The sequence below is a fragment of the Streptomyces sp. SCPE 10 genome (assembly GCF_051980735.1).
Taxonomy (GTDB): Bacteria; Actinomycetota; Actinomycetes; order Streptomycetales; family Streptomycetaceae; genus Streptomyces; species Streptomyces misionensis.
In genome coordinates this window covers 2,367,793-2,389,933 of the sequence record NZ_CP197069.1, presented here as the reverse complement: position 1 = coordinate 2,389,933, position 22,141 = coordinate 2,367,793, and the positions used below count along the sequence as shown (strand labels likewise).

At 71.0% G+C, this 22,141-nt stretch carries 24 protein-coding genes; 15 read left to right on the top strand and 9 right to left on the bottom strand.

All coding sequences use genetic code 11. The annotated features are described in order from the left end of the window. Positions 1-170: 170 nt before the first annotated feature. The 4 genes from ACSP97_RS11235 to ACSP97_RS11220 all read left to right on the top strand — a co-directional run bounded on the left by ACSP97_RS11235 (position 171) and on the right by ACSP97_RS11220 (position 5,031). Positions 171-1,757, top strand: a complete 1,587-nt coding sequence (locus ACSP97_RS11235; RefSeq protein WP_355144132.1) for an MFS transporter — start codon at positions 171-173, stop codon at positions 1,755-1,757. Between the two features lie 104 nt (positions 1,758-1,861). Then, positions 1,862-2,497 (top strand): TetR/AcrR family transcriptional regulator, encoded by a 636-nt coding sequence (locus tag ACSP97_RS11230; RefSeq protein ID WP_355144130.1) that lies wholly within the window; start codon positions 1,862-1,864, stop codon positions 2,495-2,497. A 259-nt stretch (positions 2,498-2,756) separates the two neighbouring features. After that, on the top strand, positions 2,757-3,725 hold the full coding sequence (locus tag ACSP97_RS11225; RefSeq protein ID WP_382014902.1) for an endonuclease/exonuclease/phosphatase family protein: 969 nt from the start codon (positions 2,757-2,759) through the stop codon (positions 3,723-3,725). Between the two features lie 91 nt (positions 3,726-3,816). Continuing rightward, positions 3,817-5,031, top strand: a complete 1,215-nt coding sequence (locus ACSP97_RS11220; protein ID WP_440557336.1) for an MFS transporter — start codon at positions 3,817-3,819, stop codon at positions 5,029-5,031. 69 nt (positions 5,032-5,100) lie between these two features. Here the strand turns inward: ACSP97_RS11220 and ACSP97_RS11215 are convergent, their stop codons facing one another. The 3 genes from ACSP97_RS11215 to ACSP97_RS11205 all read right to left on the bottom strand — a co-directional run bounded on the left by ACSP97_RS11215 (position 5,101) and on the right by ACSP97_RS11205 (position 6,467). Further along, a complete protein-coding gene (locus tag ACSP97_RS11215; RefSeq protein ID WP_355144124.1) occupies positions 5,101-5,580 on the bottom strand; it encodes an RICIN domain-containing protein in 480 nt (159 codons plus the stop codon). Between the two features lie 183 nt (positions 5,581-5,763). Continuing rightward, entirely contained in the window at positions 5,764-6,249 is a 486-nt protein-coding gene (locus tag ACSP97_RS11210) for an ATP-binding protein (protein ID WP_358304764.1), read from the bottom strand. Beyond that, positions 6,246-6,467, bottom strand: a complete 222-nt coding sequence (locus tag ACSP97_RS11205) for a hypothetical protein (RefSeq protein ID WP_355144120.1) — start codon at positions 6,465-6,467, stop codon at positions 6,246-6,248. The genes ACSP97_RS11210 and ACSP97_RS11205 overlap by 4 nt, the downstream gene beginning before the upstream one ends. Before the next feature lie 163 nt (positions 6,468-6,630). On the opposite strand from ACSP97_RS11205, the gene ACSP97_RS11200 reads away from it, so the two are divergent. From ACSP97_RS11200 to ACSP97_RS11170, 7 genes are all read left to right on the top strand, one after another. Then, positions 6,631-7,464 (top strand): helix-turn-helix domain-containing protein, encoded by an 834-nt coding sequence (locus tag ACSP97_RS11200; protein WP_440558400.1) that lies wholly within the window; start codon positions 6,631-6,633, stop codon positions 7,462-7,464. Further along, a complete protein-coding gene (locus ACSP97_RS11195; RefSeq protein ID WP_440557333.1) occupies positions 7,436-7,654 on the top strand; it encodes a DUF397 domain-containing protein in 219 nt (72 codons plus the stop codon). Before ACSP97_RS11200 ends, ACSP97_RS11195 begins: the two co-directional genes overlap by 29 nt. 99 nt (positions 7,655-7,753) lie before the next feature. Next, positions 7,754-8,188, top strand: coding sequence for a MarR family winged helix-turn-helix transcriptional regulator (locus ACSP97_RS11190; protein ID WP_440557332.1), 435 nt, complete (start codon positions 7,754-7,756; stop codon positions 8,186-8,188). Between the two features lie 72 nt (positions 8,189-8,260). Further along, on the top strand, positions 8,261-9,184 hold the full coding sequence (locus ACSP97_RS11185) for an SDR family NAD(P)-dependent oxidoreductase (RefSeq protein ID WP_440557330.1): 924 nt from the start codon (positions 8,261-8,263) through the stop codon (positions 9,182-9,184). 218 nt (positions 9,185-9,402) lie between these two features. Beyond that, complete coding sequence (locus tag ACSP97_RS11180; RefSeq protein ID WP_440557328.1) at positions 9,403-9,825, top strand: hypothetical protein; 423 nt, start codon at positions 9,403-9,405, stop codon at positions 9,823-9,825. 102 nt (positions 9,826-9,927) lie between these two features. Further along, positions 9,928-10,683, top strand: a complete 756-nt coding sequence (locus ACSP97_RS11175; protein ID WP_440557326.1) for a hypothetical protein — start codon at positions 9,928-9,930, stop codon at positions 10,681-10,683. A gap of 338 nt (positions 10,684-11,021) precedes the next feature. After that, positions 11,022-11,510, top strand: a complete 489-nt coding sequence (locus tag ACSP97_RS11170; protein ID WP_440557325.1) for a hypothetical protein — start codon at positions 11,022-11,024, stop codon at positions 11,508-11,510. A gap of 151 nt (positions 11,511-11,661) precedes the next feature. On the opposite strand, the gene ACSP97_RS11165 is transcribed toward ACSP97_RS11170, so the two are convergent. From ACSP97_RS11165 to ACSP97_RS11155, 3 genes are all read right to left on the bottom strand, one after another. Next, entirely contained in the window at positions 11,662-13,617 is a 1,956-nt protein-coding gene (locus tag ACSP97_RS11165) for a S53 family peptidase (RefSeq protein WP_355144109.1), read from the bottom strand. A gap of 238 nt (positions 13,618-13,855) precedes the next feature. Further along, positions 13,856-14,491, bottom strand: coding sequence for a DUF305 domain-containing protein (locus tag ACSP97_RS11160; RefSeq protein WP_355144107.1), 636 nt, complete (start codon positions 14,489-14,491; stop codon positions 13,856-13,858). Then, positions 14,488-15,192: a DUF3105 domain-containing protein gene (locus ACSP97_RS11155; protein WP_358271511.1), complete on the bottom strand. Its 705-nt coding sequence runs from the start codon at positions 15,190-15,192 to the stop codon at positions 14,488-14,490. The genes ACSP97_RS11160 and ACSP97_RS11155 overlap by 4 nt, the downstream gene beginning before the upstream one ends. A gap of 141 nt (positions 15,193-15,333) precedes the next feature. Here ACSP97_RS11155 and ACSP97_RS11150 point away from each other — a divergent pair, with 141 nt between their 5' ends. Beyond that, on the top strand, positions 15,334-15,783 hold the full coding sequence (locus ACSP97_RS11150) for an RrF2 family transcriptional regulator (RefSeq protein ID WP_440557322.1): 450 nt from the start codon (positions 15,334-15,336) through the stop codon (positions 15,781-15,783). 109 nt (positions 15,784-15,892) lie between these two features. Here the strand turns inward: ACSP97_RS11150 and ACSP97_RS11145 are convergent, their stop codons facing one another. Further along, positions 15,893-17,080, bottom strand: a complete 1,188-nt coding sequence (locus ACSP97_RS11145; protein WP_440557320.1) for a globin domain-containing protein — start codon at positions 17,078-17,080, stop codon at positions 15,893-15,895. Between the two features lie 267 nt (positions 17,081-17,347). On the opposite strand from ACSP97_RS11145, the gene ACSP97_RS11140 reads away from it, so the two are divergent. Next, complete coding sequence (locus tag ACSP97_RS11140; RefSeq protein WP_355144099.1) at positions 17,348-18,709, top strand: glutamine synthetase family protein; 1,362 nt, start codon at positions 17,348-17,350, stop codon at positions 18,707-18,709. A 101-nt stretch (positions 18,710-18,810) separates the two neighbouring features. Here the strand turns inward: ACSP97_RS11140 and ACSP97_RS11135 are convergent, their stop codons facing one another. Beyond that, complete coding sequence (locus tag ACSP97_RS11135; protein WP_358271517.1) at positions 18,811-19,410, bottom strand: hypothetical protein; 600 nt, start codon at positions 19,408-19,410, stop codon at positions 18,811-18,813. A gap of 129 nt (positions 19,411-19,539) precedes the next feature. Here ACSP97_RS11135 and ACSP97_RS11130 point away from each other — a divergent pair, with 129 nt between their 5' ends. Continuing rightward, on the top strand, positions 19,540-20,169 hold the full coding sequence (locus ACSP97_RS11130) for a hypothetical protein (RefSeq protein ID WP_440557318.1): 630 nt from the start codon (positions 19,540-19,542) through the stop codon (positions 20,167-20,169). Positions 20,170-20,223: 54 nt separating this feature from the next. On the opposite strand, the gene ACSP97_RS11125 is transcribed toward ACSP97_RS11130, so the two are convergent. Further along, the gene (locus ACSP97_RS11125; protein WP_355145064.1) at positions 20,224-21,108 is read right to left on the bottom strand and encodes an alkaline phosphatase family protein; all 885 of its coding nucleotides are present in this window, start codon (positions 21,106-21,108) and stop codon (positions 20,224-20,226) included. A gap of 125 nt (positions 21,109-21,233) precedes the next feature. Between ACSP97_RS11125 and ACSP97_RS11120 the strand changes: the two genes are divergently transcribed. Further along, entirely contained in the window at positions 21,234-22,124 is an 891-nt protein-coding gene (locus tag ACSP97_RS11120; RefSeq protein ID WP_440557316.1) for a DUF72 domain-containing protein, read from the top strand. The last annotated feature ends 17 nt before the right edge of the window (positions 22,125-22,141 follow it).

The following is a 22,141-nucleotide window of genomic DNA, read 5'->3' as shown; positions in this document are numbered from 1 at the left end:
ATGGTGGCACCTCGTGCCATTCGGGGCCAGAGCACCCCCTGTGATCGTTGCCGCCACCCGAAGCCACCCTTCCGCTTCGAGCAAAGTCAAGCCCCCGGACGGGTAAGTTTTCGGCAAATTGATTAAGATACGAGACGGTTCCGTATCGGAATCTGCTTAGGCTCGAACACATGACTACTTCCGTCCCTGCCTCCCGGATACCCGAGGCGGTGCACCGCCGCCGCTGGGCCATCCTCGGCGTGCTGATGTTGAGCCTGCTCATCGTGGTGCTCGACAACTCGATCCTGAACGTCGCCATCAAGACCATCTCCACCCCGGCCCCGACCGGCCTGGGTGCCACGCAGAGCCAGATCGAGTGGGCGATCAACGCCTACACCCTCGTCTTCGCGGGCCTGCTGTTCACCGCCGGACTCATCGGCGACCGCCTCGGCCGCAAGAAGGTGCTGCTCGGCGGCATCGCCCTGTTCGGCATCGGCTCCGCGCTCGCCGCCGAGTCCGGTTCCCCGGGCCAGCTGATCGCCTACCGCGCCCTGATGGCCCTCGGTGCCGCCTTCGTCATGCCGGCCACCCTCGCCGTCCTGATGAACGTCTTCGAGCGCGACGAGCAGCCCAAGGCCATCGGCATCTGGGCCGGCGGCGTCGGCCTCGCCATCGCCATCGGCCCGATCACCGGCGGCGCCCTGCTCGACCACTTCTGGTGGGGCTCGGTCTTCTTCATCAACGTGCCGATCGTGATCGTCGCGCTCGGCCTGATGCTCTGGCTGGTCCCCGACTCGCGCGACCCCAACCCGGGCCGCCTCGACCCGATCGGCGTCGTCCTGTCCGTCGTCGGCCTGGTGCTGCTGGTCTACGGCATCATCAAGGGCGGCCAGCTGGCCGACTTCACCGACCCGACCGTGCTCGCCACGATCGCCGCCGGCGTCGTCGTGCTCGCCGCCTTCGTCCTCTTCGAGAAGCGCAGCGACCACCCGTCGCTGGACGTCAGCTACTTCAAGAACAAGGTGTTCTCGGCCGCCATGGCCGCCATCGCGCTGGTCTTCTTCGCGCTGATGGGCGTCACCTTCTTCTCGGTCTTCTACACCCAGAGCGTGCGCGGTTACTCGCCGCTCAAGTCCGGCGTGCTGATGCTGCCGCTGGCCGCCGCGCAGATGATCTTCGCGCCGCGTGCCCGCCTGGTGGTCCAGCGGTTCGGCAACAAGGCCACCACCACCGTCGGCCTGGTGGTGATCGCGGGCACGCTCGCGACCTTCGCCACCTTCGACGCCGACACCCCGATCTGGCTGCTGGAGGTCATCTTCTTCCTGATGGGCGCCGGCATGGCGCACATCATGACGCCGACCTCGGTCGTCATCATGCAGGCGCTGCCGCGCGAGAAGGCCGGTTCCGCCTCCGCGCTGAGCAACACCTTCCGCCAGGTCGGCGGCGCCCTCGGCATCGCCGTCCTCGGCTCGGTGCTGGCCACCGCCTACCGCAACGGCATCGAGGACAAGCTCGGCCCGCTGCCCCCCGCCCTGCGCGACAAGGCCGGCGACTCCATCGAGGCCACCCTCGGCATCGCCCAGAAGCTCGGCCCCCAGGGCAAGCTCCTGGTCGGCCCGGCCGACGACGCGTTCCTGCACGCCATGCACGTCACCGCCCTGTGGGGCACCGGCGTCGCCCTGATCGGCGCCCTGGTCACGGCGCTGTTCCTGCCGGGCAGGCAGAAGCCGGACGAGCAGCAGAACGAGGAAACGGAACTGGTCGCCGCGATGGACTGAGGGCGCCGGCCGCACGGCCGACGAACCGGTGTCCACCGAGGCTCGACGGGGGGAGGAGGCGGCTGCGGGACAATTCCCGCAGCACACCGAGAGGACGGAATGACGTGAGCCTTGCCGACAACCAGCCGGGAGCGGCCGGCCCCGCCCGGGGCCGGCCCCGCAGCGAGGCCGTGGAACAGGCCATCCTGGAAGGCGTGATGCAGCTCCTGGAGGACGGCGTACCGCTCGCCGAACTCTCCATCGAGCGCATCGCCCGCACGGCGGGAGTCGGCAAGGCCACCATCTACCGCCGCTGGAGCGGCAAGGAAGAGCTGTTCGTCGACGTGCTGCGCGCCGCCGAACCGCCCGACCCCGAGCTCCCCGGCACCTCCATGCGCGACGACCTGGTCGTCCTGCTGGAGTCCCTGCGCCGGCGCGGTCTGGTCAGCCGCGCCTCCGCGATCCTGCACAACGTCTACGTGCAGATGAAGTCCAGCCCCCGGATCTGGGCGGCCTACCACGCGAGCGTCGTCGCGCCCCGCCGCGCCCTGATGCTGGAGGTGCTCCGGCGCGGGCAGCGCGACGGCGAGCTGCGCACCGACATCGACCTCGAACTGGCCAACGACATGTTCGTCGGCGCCATGCTGGTGCGCACCACCATGCGTCCCGACGGCGACCTCCCCGAGGACCTGGCGGAGCGGATCGTGGACACGACCCTCGAAGGACTACGGCCCGTCAGCTCCGGTACGACATCGCACTAATGTGCCCGTTCTGTCACAGACGCCCGCCATCGGGCGCCTGACCGGAACTCCCCGCACCGCATGTTCGTCCTCGTCTTGCGTACGGCCGTCATGGGACGGTGGAACGGAGCCGATCATCCCCTAGGGTCGGAACCCAGGGGGGCGAACGGTGTGCACGGCAGGCAGTGAGGCAGACGGTATGGCGCAACAGGCGTACATGACGGAGACGGCTGACGGCGGCTCGGGGCCCGAACGCCCGGGGTCCCGGCTGCGGCGCCTGATGCACCGTCTGCTCGCCCCCTGGCGCGGCGATGCGGGCATCTGGCGCCGGGGCGCCGTCCTCGCCGGTTTCGCCCTGCTCCTCGCGCTGGTGATGCTGCTGCACGCGCACGTGCCCAACACCGTGGGCAACCTCGGCAGCCTCACCGAGACCTTCCTGCCCTGGCTCGGCGTGTTCGTGCCGGTCCTGCTGCTGCTCGGCCTGTGGCGGAAGTCGGCGATCACGCTGATCGCCGTGCTCCTCCCGGCGATCGTCTGGCTCAACCTCTTCGGCGGACTGCTCACCGACAAGTCGAACGGCGGCGGCGACCTGATGGTGGCCACGCACAACGTCAACGCCGACAACCCCGACCCGGTCGGCACCGCCCGTGCGGTGGCCTCCTCGGGGGCCGACGTCCTCGCGCTGGAGGAGGTCCCCGCCGGCGAGGTCTCGGTCTACGCGCGGGCGCTCGCGCCGACGTACAAGTACCACGCGGTCGAGGGCACGGTCGGGCTGTGGAGCAAGTACCCGATGAGCGGCGTGCGGGCCGTGGACATCAAGCTCGGCTGGAAGCGGGCGATGCGCGCCACGGTGGCCACACCCGAGGGACCGGTCGCGGTGTACGTCGCCCACATGCCCTCGGTCCGGGTGAAGCTCAAGGCCGGGTTCACCGCGCGGCAGCGGGACACCAGCGCCGACGCGCTCGGCGAGGCCGTCGCCGACGAGACCCTGCCGCGGGTCATCCTGCTCGGTGACCTCAACGGTACGATGAACGACCGCTCGCTCAACGGCGTCACCTCCCAGCTGCGCTCCACGCAGGGCGCGGCGGGCAGCGGCTTCGGGTTCAGCTGGCCGGCGTCGTTCCCGATGGCCAGGATCGACCAGATCATGGTCAAGGGCGTGGCACCGGAAAGCAGCTGGACGCTGCCGCGCACGGGCAGCGACCACCTTCCGGTGGCGGCCCGTGTGAACCTGGACACGCGCTCGTAACCTGCTGGAATAGCGGGCCTGGGAGACTTTGTTCACCAGCTGAACAATTCAGTTGCTCTCCCCTTCCCTTTTGAAAGGCACAGGCCCCTCCATGCCCCTGGCCCTGCTCGCCCTGGCCGTCGGCGCTTTCGGTATCGGCACCACCGAGTTCGTGATGATGGGACTGCTCCCCGACGTCGCGGACGACCTGCACATCTCCATTCCGTCCGCCGGCCATCTGGTCTCGGCGTACGCGCTGGGCGTCGTCATCGGCGCCCCGCTGCTGGCCGCCGCGACGGCCCGGATGTCCCGGCGCACGGTCCTGATCGCGCTGATGGCGCTGTTCGTCGCGGGCAACGCGCTGTCGGCGTTCGCCCCCGGCAACGGCTCGCTGCTGGCGGCCCGCTTCGTCAGCGGCCTGCCGCACGGGGCGTTCTTCGGGGTGGGCGCCGTCGTCGCGACGACCATGGTCCCGCCGGAGCGCAAGGCTCGCTCGGTGTCGCTGATGTTCCTCGGCCTGACGGTCGCCAACATCGCGGGCGTCCCGGCGGCCACGCTGATGGGCCAGCACCTGGGTTGGCGGGCGACCTTCCTGGGTGTGAGCGCGATCGGCCTGGTGGCGATAGCCTCCCTGGCCTTCCTGATCCCGCGCGACCACACCCACGCGCCCTCGACGGGCCTGCGCGGCGAACTGGCGGCGCTGCGGTCCCTGCCGGTGTGGCTGGCCCTCGGTACGACGGTGGCGGGCTTCGGCGCGCTGTTCGCGGCGTACAGCTATGTGACGCCGATGCTGACCGGGGCGGCGGGGTACGCCGAGACGAGCGTGACCCTGCTGCTGGCGCTGTTCGGCGTGGGCGCGACGGCGGGCAATCTGCTGGGCGGCCGGCTGGCGGACCACTCGCTGCGCGGCACCCTCTTCGGCGGCCTGGTCTCCCTCGCCGCGGTCCTGGCCCTGTTCCCGCTGCTGATGCGGACGGAGTGGAGCGCGGCGCTGGCGGTGACGCTGCTGGGCACGGCGGCGTTCGTGACCGGTTCCCCGCTCCAGCTGATGGTGATGGAGAAGGCCTCGGCCGCCCCCTCGCTGGCCTCCTCCGCCAACCAGGCCGCCTTCAACCTGGCCAACGCGGGCGGCGCCTGGGTGGGCGGGCTCACCCTGGCGGCGGGCTGGGGCGCGACCTCCCCGGCCCTCGCCGGAGCGGCGCTCGCGGTGCTCGGCCTGGGCGTGGCTGCGGCGGCGTACACGGTGGACCGCCGCCGGGCCACTCCGTCGGCGGGACGGGTGGTCACCACGCACGTGCCGGAGGGGTCGACGGCGTTGCACCGCTGACGTCCCGCTCTTCCGGCCGGCCCGCCCGGACCTCGGTCGGGAGGTCCGGGCGGGCCCGCTCCCGGCGGATCAGGCGTAGGTCAGGCTGATCTGGGTGCCGTTGATCGTCCAGTGCTGGCCGCGGTCGAAGCCGTCACAGGGCCGGGTGCGGACCTCCGGGGTGTTCCAGGTGTTCGCGAGGCAGTAGCCGGACGCGTAGGTCAGGCCGATCTGGGTGCCGTTGACGGTCCAGTGCTGGCCGCGGTCGAACTTGTCGCAGGGCCGGGTGCGGACCTCGGGGGTGTTCCAGGTGTTGGCGAGACAGTAGTCGGGCGCGTAGGTGAGCCGGACCATGTCCCCGTCGATCGTCCAGTGCTGGCCGCGGTCGAAGCCGTCGCAGGGCCGGGTGCGGACCTCCGGGGTGTTCCAGGTGTTGGCGAGGCAGTAGTTGCCCGCCGCGGCGCGGGCGCCCGCGCCCGGCTCGGCGGCCGTGGCGCCGGCGGACGGCAGGAACGAAGCCGTCACCGCGAGAATCGCCACAGCGACGGCCTTGCGAAGTCCGAGGGTCATGGGCATCACCTTTCACACCGGCCAGGTCGAGCGGCCCACCCGTGTGGGCCGTGCGGTAGTTTTCCGACCCATCGGACGACAAACCGTGACACGCGCGCGGTCACCTGAACGGCCCAGCGGCGTCAGTCGGCCGTGTGACACCGGGCGCCCGTCCGCCCCCGCCCGGCGCCCGGTCGCCGGCTCTCAGCCGGACTCGTGCGGCACGCCCGGCTGCTCCGTGTCCCCGGCGGTCACGGCCCGCCCGGCGAGGACCCGGACCTGTTCACCGCCGAGATCGCCGCACACCTCGCCCGGGTCGGCCGCGTCCCGGTCCGGGGCCAGCTCGCACCAGACCGTCTTGCCGCCCGGCCCGTGTTCCACCCCCCAGCGGTCCGCCAGCGCGGAGACGAGGACCAGCCCCCGCCCGCACTCCGCGGTCTCCGCGGCCGACCGCACGGTGAGCACGGCGCGCGGGTCCGGGTCCGTCACCTCGACACGGACCCGGCCCGGCTCCCCGGCTCCGGCCACCCGGACCCCGACCGGCGCTCCCTCGCCCACGTGCCGGACGACGTTGGTCAGCAGTTCGGTGACGCACAGGCGGACGTCGTAGTCGTACTCCCGCAGCCGGTGACGCACCTCCGGAACGGCCCCCGGTGTGGCCCGCACGCGCAGTTCGACGGGCCGCGTCACTCGCCCGCCGCCTTCCTGAGCACGGCGGCGAGCGCCCGCGCCGTGGTCGTGTTGCAGTTGCCCAGCGCGACGAGCCCCGTGGTCTCCCCGTACCTGGCCGCGAAGCTCGGCAGGTGGAGGCTGAGCGACGGCAGCGTGATGCCGTGCAGGGCGAGGGCGGCGCGCAGTTCCTCGACGCAGAGGGTGACGTCGTAGGTCGTGGGGGAGTGGTCCGACATGGGGTTGCTCTGCCTTCTGTGCGGTGTGTGACGAACACCTCACAGAGTGTCGCCCGGTTCGCTACCGTGGAAGCGGTTTCGCGTCCACGACGCGAACGGCGGAATCAGCACGGTGAGTTACGGCGGTGAGCGCGTGGTGCGGCGTAAGGACATCGACGGCTCGATGAGCGTCCCGACCTTCTACGGCAAGGAGCTGCGGTGGAAGCGGGAGGCGGCGGGCCTGTCGCTGGAGGCGTTCCTGGAGGGCAGCTTCTACGGCAAGTCCTACCTCAGCGACATCGAGCACGGCCAGCGCCGGATGCCACTCGACCTGGCCCGGCACGCGGACCGGGTGCTGGGGACGGACGGGTTCTTCGAGAGGCATTGCGAGGATGTGCGGAAGGCGAGGCGGGCCGGGCATCCCGCTTATTTCGAGAAGGTCTTGGAGGCGGAGAGGTACGCCCTGGCCATCGAGGAATGGTGCCCGATGATCTTCCCCGGGCTGCTTCAGACTCCGGCCTACGCGCGGGCCATCATCCTCGCGGGTCTACCGCTGTCTGCCGACGCCGAGGTGGAGGAGAAGGTCACGGCCCGAATGGCGCGCGCCGAACTCTTCGAAGCGGACCACCGGATCCCGGAGTACTGGGCGATCCTGCACGAGTCGCTGATCACCGAACCGCTCCTTGCGGCAAAGGACATGGCCGCCCAACTCGACCGCATCGCGGAGCTGGCGGACCGGCGACGGATCACTCCGCAGATCGTTCCGCGGACGCAGAGGGCGTACCCCTTGATGGCCGCCTCCATCATGACTATGACGTTCCCGGATGCCCCACCCTTGGTGTACACCGAGGCGTCCTACAGCGGAGACACCGTTGACGATCCGGCGCTCGTGGAGCGATACCGCAAGGCATACGATCGGCTCAGGGCCGTAGCGCTGTCCCCAGACGCGTCCCTCGCCATGATCAAGGCCGCCGCAGAGGATTACCGAAATGGCAAGCAACCGGATCGACTTGAGTGACGCTCTCTGGTTCAAGAGCAGCTACAGCAATGAAGACGGAGGCAACTGCGTCGAACTTGCCCTCAACGTGTCCAACCTCGTCCCCGTCCGGGACTCCAAGGTGCCCCATGGCCCCGCCCTTCTCCTCTCCGCCACCGCCTGGGCCCCCTTCGTCGCCTCGCTGAAGTCGGACCAGCCTGGCCGCCGCTGAGGACCTCGATCATCCGGCGGTGATCTCGCCGGCGAAGGCGCGGAACCCCGGCCCCGGGATCGCTTGACGCCCGATTGTTGTAGGTACAACATGGGAGAGGTGAGTACCTCGGTCGATGAAATCGTGCAGGACTGCCTGGCGGTGCGTATCCGGTTGATAGGCCGGGCGGTCACCAGTCTCTACGACGGCGCTCTTGAGCATCACGGGGTGACGATCGCCCAGGTCAACCTGCTGGCCGCGCTGGGCAAACTGGGGCCCTGTCCGCCGGGCAGGCTCGGTGAGGTGCTCCAGCTGGAGAGGTCCACGGTCAGCCGGAACCTGCGTCTGCTGCTGCGGCAGGGCTGGATCGAGGCCGCGGCGTCCGACGCGAAGGGCCTGCGCGAGGTCGTCCTGACCGGTGTCGGCCGAGCCAAGATCGAATCCGTGCTGCCGGACTGGCGGCGGGCCCAGGAGCAGGCCGCCCGCCTGCTGGGGGCCGGTGTGCCGACGGTCCGGGAAATCGCGAGCGACATGGGTTATCCGCCCGGCGTGTGACGCCGAGGGCACGGCCGGTCCCCGGCCCACCCCATGTGCCCACGTTGTATATACAACAAGAAGGGAATTGTCATGAGTGTCTCTCTCGTGAACCGGGTCGTACTGATCACGGGCGCGTCCCGGGGAATCGGCCGGGCTGTCGCGCTGGCCTTCGCCCGGGAAGGGGCTCGGCTGGTTCTCGCGGCCCGCTCGGCCGAGGGTCTGGCCGAGGTCGAGGCCGAAGTGCGCGCTCTTGGATCGGAAGCGCTGTCCGTCCCGACCGACGTGACCTCTCCCGAGGCGGTGACAGCCCTGGTGGACGCCGCGGTGGCCCGATTCGGGCGGATCGACGTGCTGGTGAACAATGCCGGGATCGGGAAGGTGGGCGGTGTCGAGTCGGCGGCGTTCGAGGACGACGTCCGTCAGACGATGCGGGCGAGCCTCTTCGGAATGATCAACGTGACGCAGGCCGTGCTGCCGGTGCTCCGGCGGCAGGGTTCCGGCGCGATCGTGAACATGTCGTCCGTGATGGGGCGCAAGGCGTTCGCTCGGTTCGGCTCGTACGCGATCGTGATGCACGGGGTTTCCGCCTTCTCGGACAGCCTCCGCCAGGAGCTGGCCGGCGCCGGGATCGGCGTGTCGGTGATCCATCCGGCGCTCACCGCCACCGACCTGCTGCGGGAGGCGAAGGAAGCGGAGATGCCGCCCCCGTTCCGGCACATGACGCCGCTGTCGGCGGACGACGTGGCCCGAGCCGTGCTGGACGCGGTCCGGCGCGGGAAGCGACGGGTGGTGCTGCCGCGCAGGGCGAACATGCTGCTGCTCGGCGAGGCGTTGTCGCCCCGCGTCGGCGACCTGATCGCGACCGCTCTGACCAAGCGGCGCATCGCCAGCCTGCTCAGGATGGGCGGCGGGAAGACCTATCACGAGACGATCGCGGGACACCGGCCCGATGAAGCGACGCCGGTACGCGACCCGTACGTCATCGAGGGAACTGCCCGCGGCGGCCAGAGGTGAGCAGGCCGGGCCGCGAGCGGCCGCCCGGCAACGGCATCCGGCGCGTCGACAGCCTCTTCGGCGGCCCAACCGACCCGGTTCTCCTTCCGTGCCGTGCCCCGTACGTCATGGTTCCGTAACACCCCCGGGCGGGACACAACCGGACGAAGCGGCCCCTCATCTCAACGACCGGCGGGGCGCGATCCGGCGCCTTCGCGATCCACGGGAGGGGAAAACTCATGATCAGGACGGAGAAGTCCGGGGCGAGGGCGCGGGGCGTCCGGGCGGCCGTGATCGGCGCGCTGGGTCTGGCCGCGGTGACGCTGGCCGCCGTTCCGGCGTTCGCCAAGGGAGACGTGGACATCACGGCACCTCGTACGGCGCACGTCGGCAAGACGTTCACGATCACCGCGCACGGTGACGACGACAGCGCCGGCTACCTGCACCAGCTCTGCCTGGAGGAACGCGCGGGCAAGCAGCCGTGGCACCAGGAGAACTGCACCACCGCGGCCAAGGCCGGCGCGCGGCTCACCTCGCACGGCTCGGCCGCGCACCGCGGCGACCTGCAATTCCGTGCGGTGCTCTACGGATTGAAGGGCAAGCACGACCGCCACCCCGTGCGGCTGCACGTCTCCGACGTCGCCACGGTCCACGTCCGCTAGCCCGGACGCGCGGCTGGGAAACCGGCCACCGGCAACGGCGAGCCCGCGCCGGTGGCCGTCCCGCGCGGACGGACTGTCACAGGCGGCTGGCACTCTGGACCCGTGCGGATACACGGTTTCGAGAACGCCCCCCTCGTCGACGGGGAGGAGCTGCCGGCGCTGCCCGGATTCTGGGCGGCGTACCTGCTGTGGCTGAGCCAGACGGAGGAGTACGAGCCCGTCCCGGAGTGGTTCGGTGCCGACGGCGCCGACACCGACGCCGCGTGGCTCGCGCTGACCGACGAGGACCGGTGGCCGGTGTTCCGGATCCCGTTCGGCGGCGGCCACACCGCGGTGGTCCTCGGCTGCAACCTCCCCGACGACCCGGGCACGGAGTACCTCGTCACCCACCCCGAATGGGACCGCACCGGCCATCTGGCCTCCGTCGGCGGCCACCAGGCCGGGCCGGGCCTGTCCTGGCGGGAGCTGGTCCACATCGCCCGCACGCCGGACCCCGGCGCCCCGGGAATCCACGCGGAGTACGCGCGCCTGCTCCTGCTGCTGCCCGCCCTCGGCGACCAGGACCTGCCCGCGGAGGCCGCGGACGTCGTCGCCGACGCGCTGGAGCGGGCGGGCATCCCCGTTGAACTGGCCCCGGGCCTCGCCGAAGCACTCCTCGCGGACCACCCGCTGTGGGAGCCCGCCGCGTGGACGCCCACCACGGCCTCCCCCCTCTCGGGCGGCCAGGAGCCCGTCCTCGGCATCCTGCACTGCGACGAACCGATGAGCCCGCGCTTCGGCGTCCGCCTCGCCCAGGGCATCACCCACGCCCAGAGCGACCGCCTGGCCCGCGCCCTCGGCACCTGGCCAACGCCCTGACCCCGACGCGGGCCCGGCCGCCCCGGTGGCCGGATCGGCACCGAACCGGAGGTGCGGCCCGGCCGTACCCGACGCACCGAGGCGTCCGGGCATGCCCCGGAGCGAACGGGGCGCGGCGCCTTCCCGGCCGCCCGGAGGCTACGGCGTTCCCCGCGCCTCCGATGGCGGCAGCCGCTCCCGCCGTCGAGCCGGCCGGCGCTGCCCTCCGTGAAATCGAGCACGGTGGGCGCTGTCGGTATCGGGGTCCCTGCAGGAAGGGGAATCACGTGCACGTCGACTACTACAACAAGTGGGGCGAGATTTCCCACACGGAGCACTACGGATGGTAGAACCCGGCCATGGCTGAAGAGACCGCGGACGACCTGCTCACCCTCGCCGACGCACTGGCGGACGCGGTGCGAGTGCACGCACTCCAGCTGCACGCCGACGCGGACGACTCGGTAGCCGTCATGTCGGCGGTCAACGCGGTGACCGACGCGGTACGGAAATACGCGGACGCCTGCTTCACGGCAACCCGCTGGGGAAATCCGTTCGCCGTCCGCAAGGAGGAAGAAGATCCTTCCCCGGAAAAGAGCCCGAAGGGAAAGAAGAGCACGACAGTCACTGTCGAAGCGAAATACCGCATCGGTGTGCGGGACCTGCGCGCCGCGAGGAATCTCCTCGCCCGTCGTGGGGCGCCAGGGGACCCGTGCCTGTCCGAGGTCTCGGACAGCCCCGTCGATGTGGTGACCGCGCTGTTCCTCGACGACGGCTGGAACCCCTCGACGTACGATCAGTCCGTCATCGAACTGATCGACGAAGAGTGGTCCTGCAAACCGCAGCGGTAACCGCGCACCGGTAGATGGAACCGGGTGCCCTCGTCAGCCGAACCGGCGAACGCGGGCACCCGCGACCGCGATCCTGGAACGCGAAGGGGGCGTGGGGCCCGTCAGGACCCCACGCCCCCTTCCGCCCGGCCCGTCGGGCCCGGCGGCAGCGTCAGTGCCGCTTCTGGGCGCCCTTCGTGAACGACTTGACGTAGCCGTCCGCCGGGGAACCCACGCCCGTCACGTCGTCGTAGCCCTTGGTCGCGGACAGCGAACTGTCCTTGCCGAGGCTGCGGACGGAGTAGAGCAGGCCCTTGCTGTCGTCCACGCTGTTGGCGTAGTCGACGCGGACGACCGCGAGGCCGTGGCCCGTCGGGTTGTCCGTGACGTCGTGGTAGACGCCCTTGTCACCGAACTTGGCGTAGATCGACGGGTTGGCGAAGCCGATCGCCGCGCCGCCGCGCGCCTCCTGGGCCAGGGCCTGGACACCCGCGATGGTCGGCGCGGCCAGCGAGGTGCCGCCGATGCGGTACTCGCTGTACTGCTGCGACCCGTCGGGGAAGGTCTGGGTCTGACCGACCAGGAAGCCGGTGTTCGGGTCGGCGATGGCCGCGATGTCCGGGACGACGCGGTTGCCGGAGGCGTTGTTCGCCTTGGCGAGCGCGTCCGGGACGACGCCCTTCTGGTAGTACGGCTCGGCGACCGTGCTGCTGGTGCCGCCGCCCGCACCGGAGTTGAAGGCGCCGGGGAAGCCCGTCCAGCTCTTGCCGTCGGCCGACAGGGTCGCCTTCTCGGTGCCCCAGCCGGTCTCCCACAGGTACGTGTCGTTCTTGCCGACCGCGAGGGACGTACCGCCGACGGCGGTCACCCAGGCCGAGTTGGCCGGCGTGTCGACCTGCTTCACACCGGTGTTGGCGACCTGGTCGCCGTCGTCACCGGAGGAGAAGTAGAAGCCGATGCCCTGCACCGCGCCCAGCTGGAACACCTGGTCGTAGGCGGCCGCGAGGTCCGGCGTCTGGTTGGCCTCCACGTCGCCCCACGAGTTGGAGACGATGTCGGCCAGGTGGTTGTCGACCACCTTGCTCAGCGAGTCGAGCAGGTCGTCGTCGTAGCAGGACGCCGCACCGACGTAGGTCACGTCGGCGTCGGGCGCGACCGCGTGCACGGCCTCGACGTCGAGGGTCTCCTCGCCGTACCAGCCGGCGGCACCGCACTCGTCCGTCTTGGTGTACGCGTTCGGCAGCACCTGGTGCAGCTGGCTGGTCTTCCACGCCTTGTCGCCGTTGTTCGCCGCGTACTTGCCGGCGTCGTAGGCGATGGTCGGCGAGGCGTAGGCGTCGGTGATGGCGACGCGGACGCCCTTGCCGGTGTACTTGCCGGCACCGTAGGCGGCGCGCAGCTGCTTGCCGGTGTAGCCCTTGACGGCGTACGGCTGCTTCTGGCCGTACGCGCTCGGCAGCGTGCTCGCGATGTTGGAGCCGTAGTACGAGGAGAACGGCCCGGCGTTCTTGAACACGGCGTCCGGCGGCGGCAGCGTGTCGTCGTGGTTCGCCTTGTGCGGGGCGCTGTCCAGACCGGTGACGGTCAGGACGGTGCCCTTCAGGGCGGCCGGGACGGAGGCCGTCTGCGCCGGGGCGCGGTAAGTCTTCGAGCCCTTGGCGAAGTTGTGCAGCTGGGTGCCGAACGCCTTCTCGGCGGCGGCCACGTCACCGGAGACGGCGACGTAGTGCTGGGTGACCTCGGTGACCTTCAGACCGGACGCCGTCAGCCAGGACTTGACGGCGGCCACCTGGGCCTTGGTGGCGCCGAAGCGGGACTGGGCCTGCTTGGCGCTCAGGTACTTGCCGTACTGGGGCGAGCTGGGGTCGGACACGGCCTTCGCGTAGGCGGCGAGGCCCGACGCGTCCTTGCCGGCGAGGTAGACCCGGGCCTTGACCTGGGCGCCGTTCGAGGCGGCGCCCTTGTCCGCCTTGGCGGTGGCCCACAGCGGCTTGGTGCCCTTCAGCACGTCACGAGCGGGGCTGTCCGCGGCGTGGGCCGCGGGTATGCCCAGCGCCAGCGCACCGGCGATCATGGGCAGTGTCGCTGCCATGCTCACGGCGCGCGTCTTGGCGCGGTTGGATCTCATAGAACCCCCTGCGATGCGATACGCATGCACGTAGTAGGTAGGTGCACCGCGGCTCCGTGCACCGGCCCGCGGCGGTGGTGTCGGCCGGCGAATGGATCACACGATGGGGGCAACTCTGGCCGATGAACCGTTCATGCCAGGGGAACGTAATGGTCAAGAGAAACTCAAGTAACCGTCACGCAGGGGGATTTGAGCGGTTTTTCCTTACAGCTGTGTTACGAAGTGACTTGTTCCCTGGTCACGAAAGCGGCCTGGCACCCCGCTCCTTGAGCATCCCGGCCATCACCTGCAGCTCCGACTGCTGCGCGTCGACCATGCCCTGGGCCAGCCTCTTCTCCACGCCCACCGTGCACTTGGCGACACAGCCCTCCGCCATGTGGATGCCGCCCTTGTGATGGTTCGTCATCAGCTGGAGGTAGAAGATCTCCGCCTGCTTCCCGCTGAGCGTCCGGAGCTTGTCCAACTGGGTGTTGGTCGCCATGCCGGGCATCAGCGAACCGTCCTTGGCGGTGACCATGCCGCCCATGCCCATCCAGGTCATCGGCGGATCGGCCGACACCTTCGGCAGCCCCCACAGATCCAGCCAGCCCAGCAGCATCCCGCGCTGGTTGGCCTGCGTCTGCGCGATGTCGTAGGCGAGCCGCCGCACGTCCTCGTTCTTCGTACGGTCCCGGACGATGTACGACATCTCGACGGCCTGCTGGTGGTGCACGGCCATGTCCCGCGCGAACCCGGCGTCCGCCGAGTCCGCGCCCGGCGTCCTCGGCGCCGCCGGGCCGCCACCGGAATCGGCGACCGCGTACGTGATCCCGCCGGCCGCGACGAGCGCCGCCGCCGCGGCACCCGCCGCCCAGCCGATGACGCGCCGGCTCACTTCATCACTCCACCGGTGCAGGAGGCGCCCGGCTCGGGCGTCTGCGGCCCCTGGACGAAGTCCGAGAAGAACTTGTCCACTTCGGGGTCCTTGGCGCTCTTGACGACCACCTGGTGGCCCCACGCGGACAGGATCAGCGGCGCGGACTGGCTCTCGTAGGGGCTCATCAGCGAGTACGGCGTCTGCTTCACCTTCGCCGCCAGCGCCTCGACATCGGCCTTGCTCGCCTTGTCGGTGTACGTCACCCAGACCGCGCCGTGCTCCAGCGAGTGCACCGCGTTCTCGTCCTGCAACTGCCGGGTGTAGACGTCGCCGTTGCAGTCGGCCCACACCGGGTTGTGGTTGCCGCCGACCGGCGGGTGCATGGGGTACGACACCTTGGTCGTCACATGGGTCCGCGCCAGCGTGCCCTTCCAGGTGCGCACGCCGTCCTTGCCGGTGGTGAAGTGCCCGGAGTCCCCGGAGCTCTTGCTGTCGACGTTCTTGCCGTTGTCGCCGGCGGCCGCCGCGGAGTCCTTCTTGCCGCTGTCCGAGCCGGAGTCCACGAGGGCCACACCGCCGACCACGAGCCCGGCGACGACCACCACGGACGCGCCGATGATCAGCGCTCGGTTGCGGCGCTCGCGGGAGCGCTCGGCGCGCCGCATCTCCTCGATGCGCGCCTTGCGCGCCGCGTTGCTGCTGTTGTTGGCGGAACCCATGAGGCGTTGTCCTTCTGGGGGAAAGGGGCGGACGGGGGGTGGGGCCCGCTGATCGTAATGGCGCGATGGAGGGCTGCCGTAGACCGCGTGCGACAATCGGGAATATTTGCACCGCGGATGCATATTATTTACGCTCGCGATATGCGGCTGCTGCGCTCCACCGACCTCGCCCTGCGCATCCTGATGCGCCTCGCCGTCACCACCGATGACACGCCCGCGACCCGCAAGGTCGCCGAGGACATGGGCGTGCCCTACACGCATGCCGCGAAGGTGGTCGCCGAGCTCCAGCACCTGGGTCTGGTCGACGCCCGCCGCGGCCGCGGCGGCGGCCTGGCGCTCACCGGGCGGGGCCGTACCGCGTCGGTCGGCGCGGTGGTCCGCAGCTTCGAGGGCGAGGACGAGGTGGTGGAGTGCGAGGGCCCCACCCCCTGCCCGCTGCGCTCGGACTGCCGGCTGCGCGGCGCCCTGCGCCGGGCCCAGGACGCCTTCTACTCCTCCCTGGACCCGATCACCCTGGACCAGATCGTCGAGGACCCCACGGGCCCGGTCCTGCTGGGCATCGCGACGGGCCCCTCCGGCACCCCCCTTTGACGGGCCCCTCCGGCGCCCCCCTTTCCTGACATCCCGCTGTCGCCCGGCGCGCGGGCGAAGCGAAGGACCGCCCGCCGGTCTCCCCGGTGGACGGCCCTTCGCGGTGCGCTCAGTTGCCCGAGGCGAGCCACAGGTCGGGCCCGAAGACCTCGTAGTGGATGTCGGCCGGGGCCACACCCTTCCCGATCAGCTGGGCGCGCACGGCGCGCATGAAGGGCAGCGGGCCGCACAGGTAGGCGCGGGTGCCGGAGGCCACGGGGATGCCGGACAGGTCGACCAGGCCGGTGCGGGTGCCGGGCTCGGCGTCGCGCTCGTAGAAGAAGTGGGCGGCGCAGTCCGCGAGCTTGCCGGCGTAGGCCCGGTGGTCGTCGCGCAGCGCGTGGTCGGCGGGGGAGCGGTCGCCGTGCACCACGGTGACCGGGGCGTCGTGCCCGTCGGCCGCGAGCGCGGCCAGCATCGCCACCATGGGGGTCACGCCGATGCCGGCGGAGGCGAGCAGCAGGGGCCGCCCGGCGATGTCGTCGAGCACCAGGTCGCCGTACGGCTCCGACAGTTCGAGCACGTCGCCCACGCGGACATCGGCGTGCAGGTGGTGGGAGACCTCGCCGTCGGGGGTCGGGCCGCCGTGCACCCGCTTGACGCTGAACCGCCGCACCGACTCGCCGGGGGCGCCGGTCAGGCTGTACTGGCGTATCTGGCGGGCGCCGTCGGCGAGCTTCACCCCGACGGAGACGTACTGCCCGGCCCGGAACTCCCGCACCGGGGCGCCGTCGGCCGGGCGCACCCGGAAGGTGACCACGTCGGCGGTCTCCTCCTCGCGGCCCACGACCTCCCAGGCGCGCAGCTCCTTGGAGCCGCTCTCCGCGTAGAGGCGCTTCTCGATGGCGATGAGGGCGTTGGCCATCAGCCAGTAGACCTCGGTCCAGGCCTCGGCGACCTCGGCGGTCACGGCGTCCCCCAGGACCTCGGCGATGGCGGCGAAGAGGTGCTCGTGCACGATCGGGTACTGCTCGGGCAGCACGCCCAGGGAAGCGTGCTTGTGGGCGATGCGGCTCAGCATCACGTCCGGACGCTCGTCCGGGTGCTCCACCAGGTGACCGGCGAACGCGGCGATGGAGCCCGCGAGGGCCGACTTCTGGGCGCCGGACGCCTGGTTGCCGCGGTTGAACAGGTCACGCAGCAGCTCCGGGTGCGCCGTGAAGAGGCGCGAGTAGAAGCGATCGGTGATCCGCTCGATGGCCGCGCCCACGGCGGGGAGGGTGGCGCGGACGGTGGCGGCGGACTGCTCGGACAGCATCGCGGGCTCCTTGCGATCTCGGTTATTCGAACGCTATGAAAACTTGCATCAAAGATGCAAATTAAACGGGCGTGTTCTGCCCCACCTCGCGACCGGGCCCGGCCATGACGTATCCCGGCCCCGGCAGGCAAGATGGGCGACAGGGCAGTACACCTGCCGTAGAGGAGGCGTTCAGAACGCGGACGCCGGGGCGATCGAGGTCCGCAACACGCACGAAACGCGGTTGTGGTGGGATGCTCCTGACCAGCAAGGATGGGGAATCGGAAGATGGACAAGCAGCAGGAGTTCGTGCTCCGGACCTTGGAGGAGCGCGACATCCGGTTCGTACGCCTGTGGTTCACGGACGTGCTGGGCTTCCTCAAGTCCGTGGCCGTGGCCCCCGCCGAGCTGGAGCAGGCCTTCGACGAGGGCATCGGCTTCGACGGCTCGGCCATCGAGGGCTTCGCCCGGGTCTACGAGTCCGACATGATCGCCAAGCCGGATCCGTCCACCTTCCAGGTGCTGCCGTGGCGCGCGGAGACGCCCGGCACGGCCCGGATGTTCTGCGACATCCTGATGCCGGACGGCTCTCCCTCCTTCGCCGACCCGCGCTACGTCCTCAAGCGCGCCCTGGCCCGCACCTCCGACCTGGGCTTCACCTTCTACACCCACCCCGAGATCGAGTTCTTCCTGCTGAAGGACCGCCCGCTGGACGGCTCCCGCCCGACCCCGGCCGACAACTCGGGCTACTTCGACCACACGCCGACCAGCGTCGGCATGGACTTCCGCCGGCAGGCGATCACCATGCTGGAGTCGATGGGCATCTCGGTGGAGTTCTCCCACCACGAGGGCGCGCCGGGCCAGCAGGAGATCGACCTGCGCTACGCGGACGCCCTCTCCACCGCCGACAACATCATGACCTTCCGCCTGGTCATGAAGCAGGTCGCCCTGGAGCAGGGGGTCCAGGCCACCTTCATGCCCAAGCCGTTCTCCGAGCACCCGGGCAGCGGCATGCACACCCACCTCTCCCTCTTCGAGGGCGACCGCAACGCGTTCTACGAGTCGGGCGCGGAGTACCAGCTGTCCAAGGTCGGCCGCTCCTTCATCGCCGGCCTGCTCAGGCACGCGGCGGAGGTCTCCGCGGTCACCAACCAGTGGGTCAACTCCTACAAGCGCATCTGGGGCGGCTCCGAGCGCACGGCCGGCGCGGGCGGCGAGGCACCCTCGTACATCTGCTGGGGCCACAACAACCGCAGCGCCCTGGTCCGCGTCCCGATGTACAAGCCCGGCAAGACCGGCTCGGCCCGCGTCGAGGTCCGCTCCCTCGACTCCGGCGCCAACCCCTACCTGGCCTACGCCGTCCTGCTGGCCGCCGGCCTCAAGGGCATCGAGGAGGGCTACGAGCTGCCCCCGGGCGCCGAGGACGACGTCTGGGCCCTGTCCGACGCCGAGCGCCGCGCCATGGGTATCGAACCCCTCCCGCAGAACCTCGGCGAGGCCCTCACCCTCATGGAACGCAGCGACCTGGTGGCCGAGACCCTGGGCGAGCACGTCTTCGACTTCTTCCTGCGCAACAAGAAGTCGGAGTGGGAGGAGTACCGCTCCGAGGTGACGGCGTTCGAACTGCGGAAGAACCTGCCGGTGCTGTAGGGGCGGGGGCTTTTGCCGGATGGATCCCTGGGGCCGCCGGTCGTGGACCGGCGGCCCCGAGGTGTCTCGCCGGGCGGTGCGCGGGACGGCCGCGTTGGTGCTCAGCGGCCCGGTTCGGGCCAGGTGTCGACCAGGGCTCGCAGGTTCGGGAAGCGGGGGCCGGGGACCGGTTCGTCGGTCGGTTCGCCGTTCAGCCAGCGCACCTGCTGGGTGCCGCCGTCCCCGGTGTCGAACAGGCAGCACGCGGCGCCGGCGGCGGCGGTGAGGCCGGTGAACACCTCCCGGACGGCGGCCGACCGCGCGAACATGCGGCTCATCGCCGACGTCGCCGCCCAGAACTCCATCGACGCGTAGTCGGGGTGCAGCGGGGACTCGAACCGGACGGTCAGATAGACGTACCCGATCGCGACCCGCCCGTCCGCCTCGGGCTCGTGGCCGCACCGCCGCGCGTACGCGCCCACCACGTCGTCGACGGCGAACAGGAGGGACGTGTCGAGGTCGAGGGTGCCGCCCGCGGAGCAGTCGACCGGCTCGCTCTCGAACCGGGACGTGAACGGGAGGGCGAGCCGGTCGCCGCCGGGCAGCGTGAGCGCGAGCGGAGGCACGTCGCGGGACGGCGGCGCCAGCGCGGCCAGCGCGGTCAGCGCCCGCGTGACGTTGCGGGGGCGCAGATGGATGTCGTAGCCGTAGGTCAGTCCCATGTCGTCCCCCTCCGCCGGGCCGGAGCGCACCTTCTCATGCCCCTGGGGATCGGCGCCCGGGAATTACCGGCTCCCCGCCCGGCCGCCCCTGCGAGAATCGCGGCACGCCACCGATACCGAAGGAGTGCCGTGAAGGACGCGACGGAGCTGATCAGGGCCCTGACCGGACTGGCCTGGCCGCTCATGGCGGGCCTGGTGCTGTGGCGGCTCTTCCCGCTGATCAAGGAGATAGCCAGGTCCAGAGGCTTCACCATCAAGGTCGGGGAGGCCCAGCTGTCGGTCCAGGAGTACTCGGAGAGCCTGATCCGGACCACGGCCGACATCCAGGGCAGGCTGGCGGCCGTCAGCGCGCCGGCGGCCGCCCGCACCCTGGACTCGGTGCTCTGGGTGGACGACCGCCCCGAGAACAACGCCACCGAGGTGGCGCAGCTGCGCGCGCTCGGCGTCGAGGTCGCCCTGGCCCGGTCGACCGACGAGGGACTGCGGGCCCTCTCCCGCGGCCACCGCTCCTTCGACGCCGTCATCTCGGACCTGAGCCGCACGGAGCGCGGCCGCACCAACCGCACCGCCGGCCTCGACCTGATCCGGGAACTGCGGGCCCAGGGCGACACGATCCCGGTCTTCGTCTACGCGACCTCGCGCGCGCTCGCCCAGCGCGCGGAGATCGACGTGGCGGGCGGGAACGGGGTGGCCGCGTCGTCCACGGAACTGTTCGAACTCCTGCGGGGCGTCGGCGAGTTCCCGGCCCAGCGGAGCTGAACCGGCCCGGCGGAGCCGGGCCGGGACGGTCGGAGCCGGGCCGGGACGGCCGCCTCAGGAGGCCCAGACGCCGCTGATGTCCTTGCCGGAGGCCGCGTTGCCCGCGTGCGTGCTCAGGCCCTGCGTGTCCTCCAGGGTGCGCAGCACGTCGTAGTGGTTGTAGGTGGTGGAGCTGGACGACCCGGCGGCCACCGGCTGGCCGTAGAGCACGGTCGGGATGCGGTTCCCGCTCTTCGAGTCGTCCTCGTCGAAGGTGACCACGAGCAGGCTGTTGTGGGTCTTGGCCCAACTCGCGTAGCCGCCCAGGTTGTTCTTCAGCCAGGTGTCACCGGTGGACACCGAGCAGTCGTGCATGTCGCTGCACAGGTTCGGGGTCACGAACGACAGTTGGGGCAGCGTCGAGTAGTCGGACGGGAACTGGGCGAAGGTCTTCGCGCTCGACGTCGGCACGTTGGAGAACCCGAACCAGGGGCTGTGCTTGCGCGCGTACGAGCCGCTGCTGCACGTGGTCGAACCCTGGCTCGGCAGCGACTCGTTGTAGCTGGCCCAGCTGCGCCCGGCGGCGATCAGCTCCGAGGCCAGGTTGGGGGCGGAGGAGAAGCCGGGGGTGTAGCAGCTGTCGTCCGTGATGCCCTGCGTGGCCCCGGAGAACAGGTCGAAGTAGTTCGGCTGGCTCGGGTGCGTCAGCGCGTACGACTGGGTCAGGTTGGCGCCGCCCGACTTCAGCGAGTTGATGTACGGCGCGCTGGAGGAGCCGATGACCTGGCTGTACGAGTGGTTCTCGAAGACCACGACGACCACGTGGTCGGGGCTGGGCACGGCGCCCGCGGCCTGCGCGGCCGCGCCGCCGGGCCCGGCCCACAGGCCGGCCGCGGCGGCGAGGGCGACGGCGGCCGTCACGACGGTGCGGGCGCGGCGGAACGGGGAACTGCCGGACACATCGACCTCCGAGGGAAGCGGGACTGGCGGTACCGACTAAGCATGCACACGCCAAAATAGCGTTCTCTTGCCATGGCCGACCCCGCGCGTGAAGACCGGATGAACTACTGGGTACCCCCGCCTCCATGGCGAACATCCTCATCGGCACCTGCGGCTGGACCGACCGCGCCCTCCTCGCCTCCGGCTGGTACCCGCCGGGTCACCGCGACACCGAGGGCCGTCTGCGTCACTACGCCACCCGCTTCCCCGTGGTGGAGGCGGACTCCCCGTACTACGCCCTGCCCTCGGCCGGCACCACCGCCCGCTGGGCCGAGCGCACCCCGGACGGCTTCCGCTTCGACGTCAAGGCGCACGCCCTGCTCACCGGCCACCCGACCCGCCCCGCCGCGCTCCCCGCGGACCTGCGGGGCCGGCCCCGCGACGACGCCCTCCTGGCCGAGGTGTGGGCCCGCTACGCCGAGGCGCTGGAACCGCTGCGCCGCGCCGGCCGCCTCGGCACACTGCTCTTCCAGTACCCGCCCTCCCTCACCCCCGCTCCCCGCGCCGAGGCCTTCGTCCGCGCGGCCCGTGAACGGGCCCGCGACTGGCCCTTCGCCGTGGAGTTCCGCAACCCCGCCTGGTGGCACAGCGACCGCACCGCCCCCTTCCTCGCCGACCTGGACGCCACCGCCGTGGCCGTGGACACCGTCCGGGACCTCCCCGGCTCGCTCCCCCCGGACGCGCCCGTCACCACGCCCCGGCTCGGCCTGGTCCGCTTCCACGGCCGCAGCCCGCACTGGGGCACCGGCACCAAGGAGGACCGCTTCCGCCACGCCTATTCCGCGGCGGAACTGGCGGAATGGCTGCCGCGCATCCGCCGCCTGGCCGACCGCACCGACGAAGTCCACCTGCTCTTCAACAACTGCTGCGGGGACGCGGCCGTCCGCGCGGCGGAGACGATGCGCACCCTCCTCGCCGGCGCGCTGCCGGGGCCGCGCGCGGAGATCCGCTCCTTCGAGGCGCCGGGTCCCATCTAGGGTCTTTCGTTTGGATC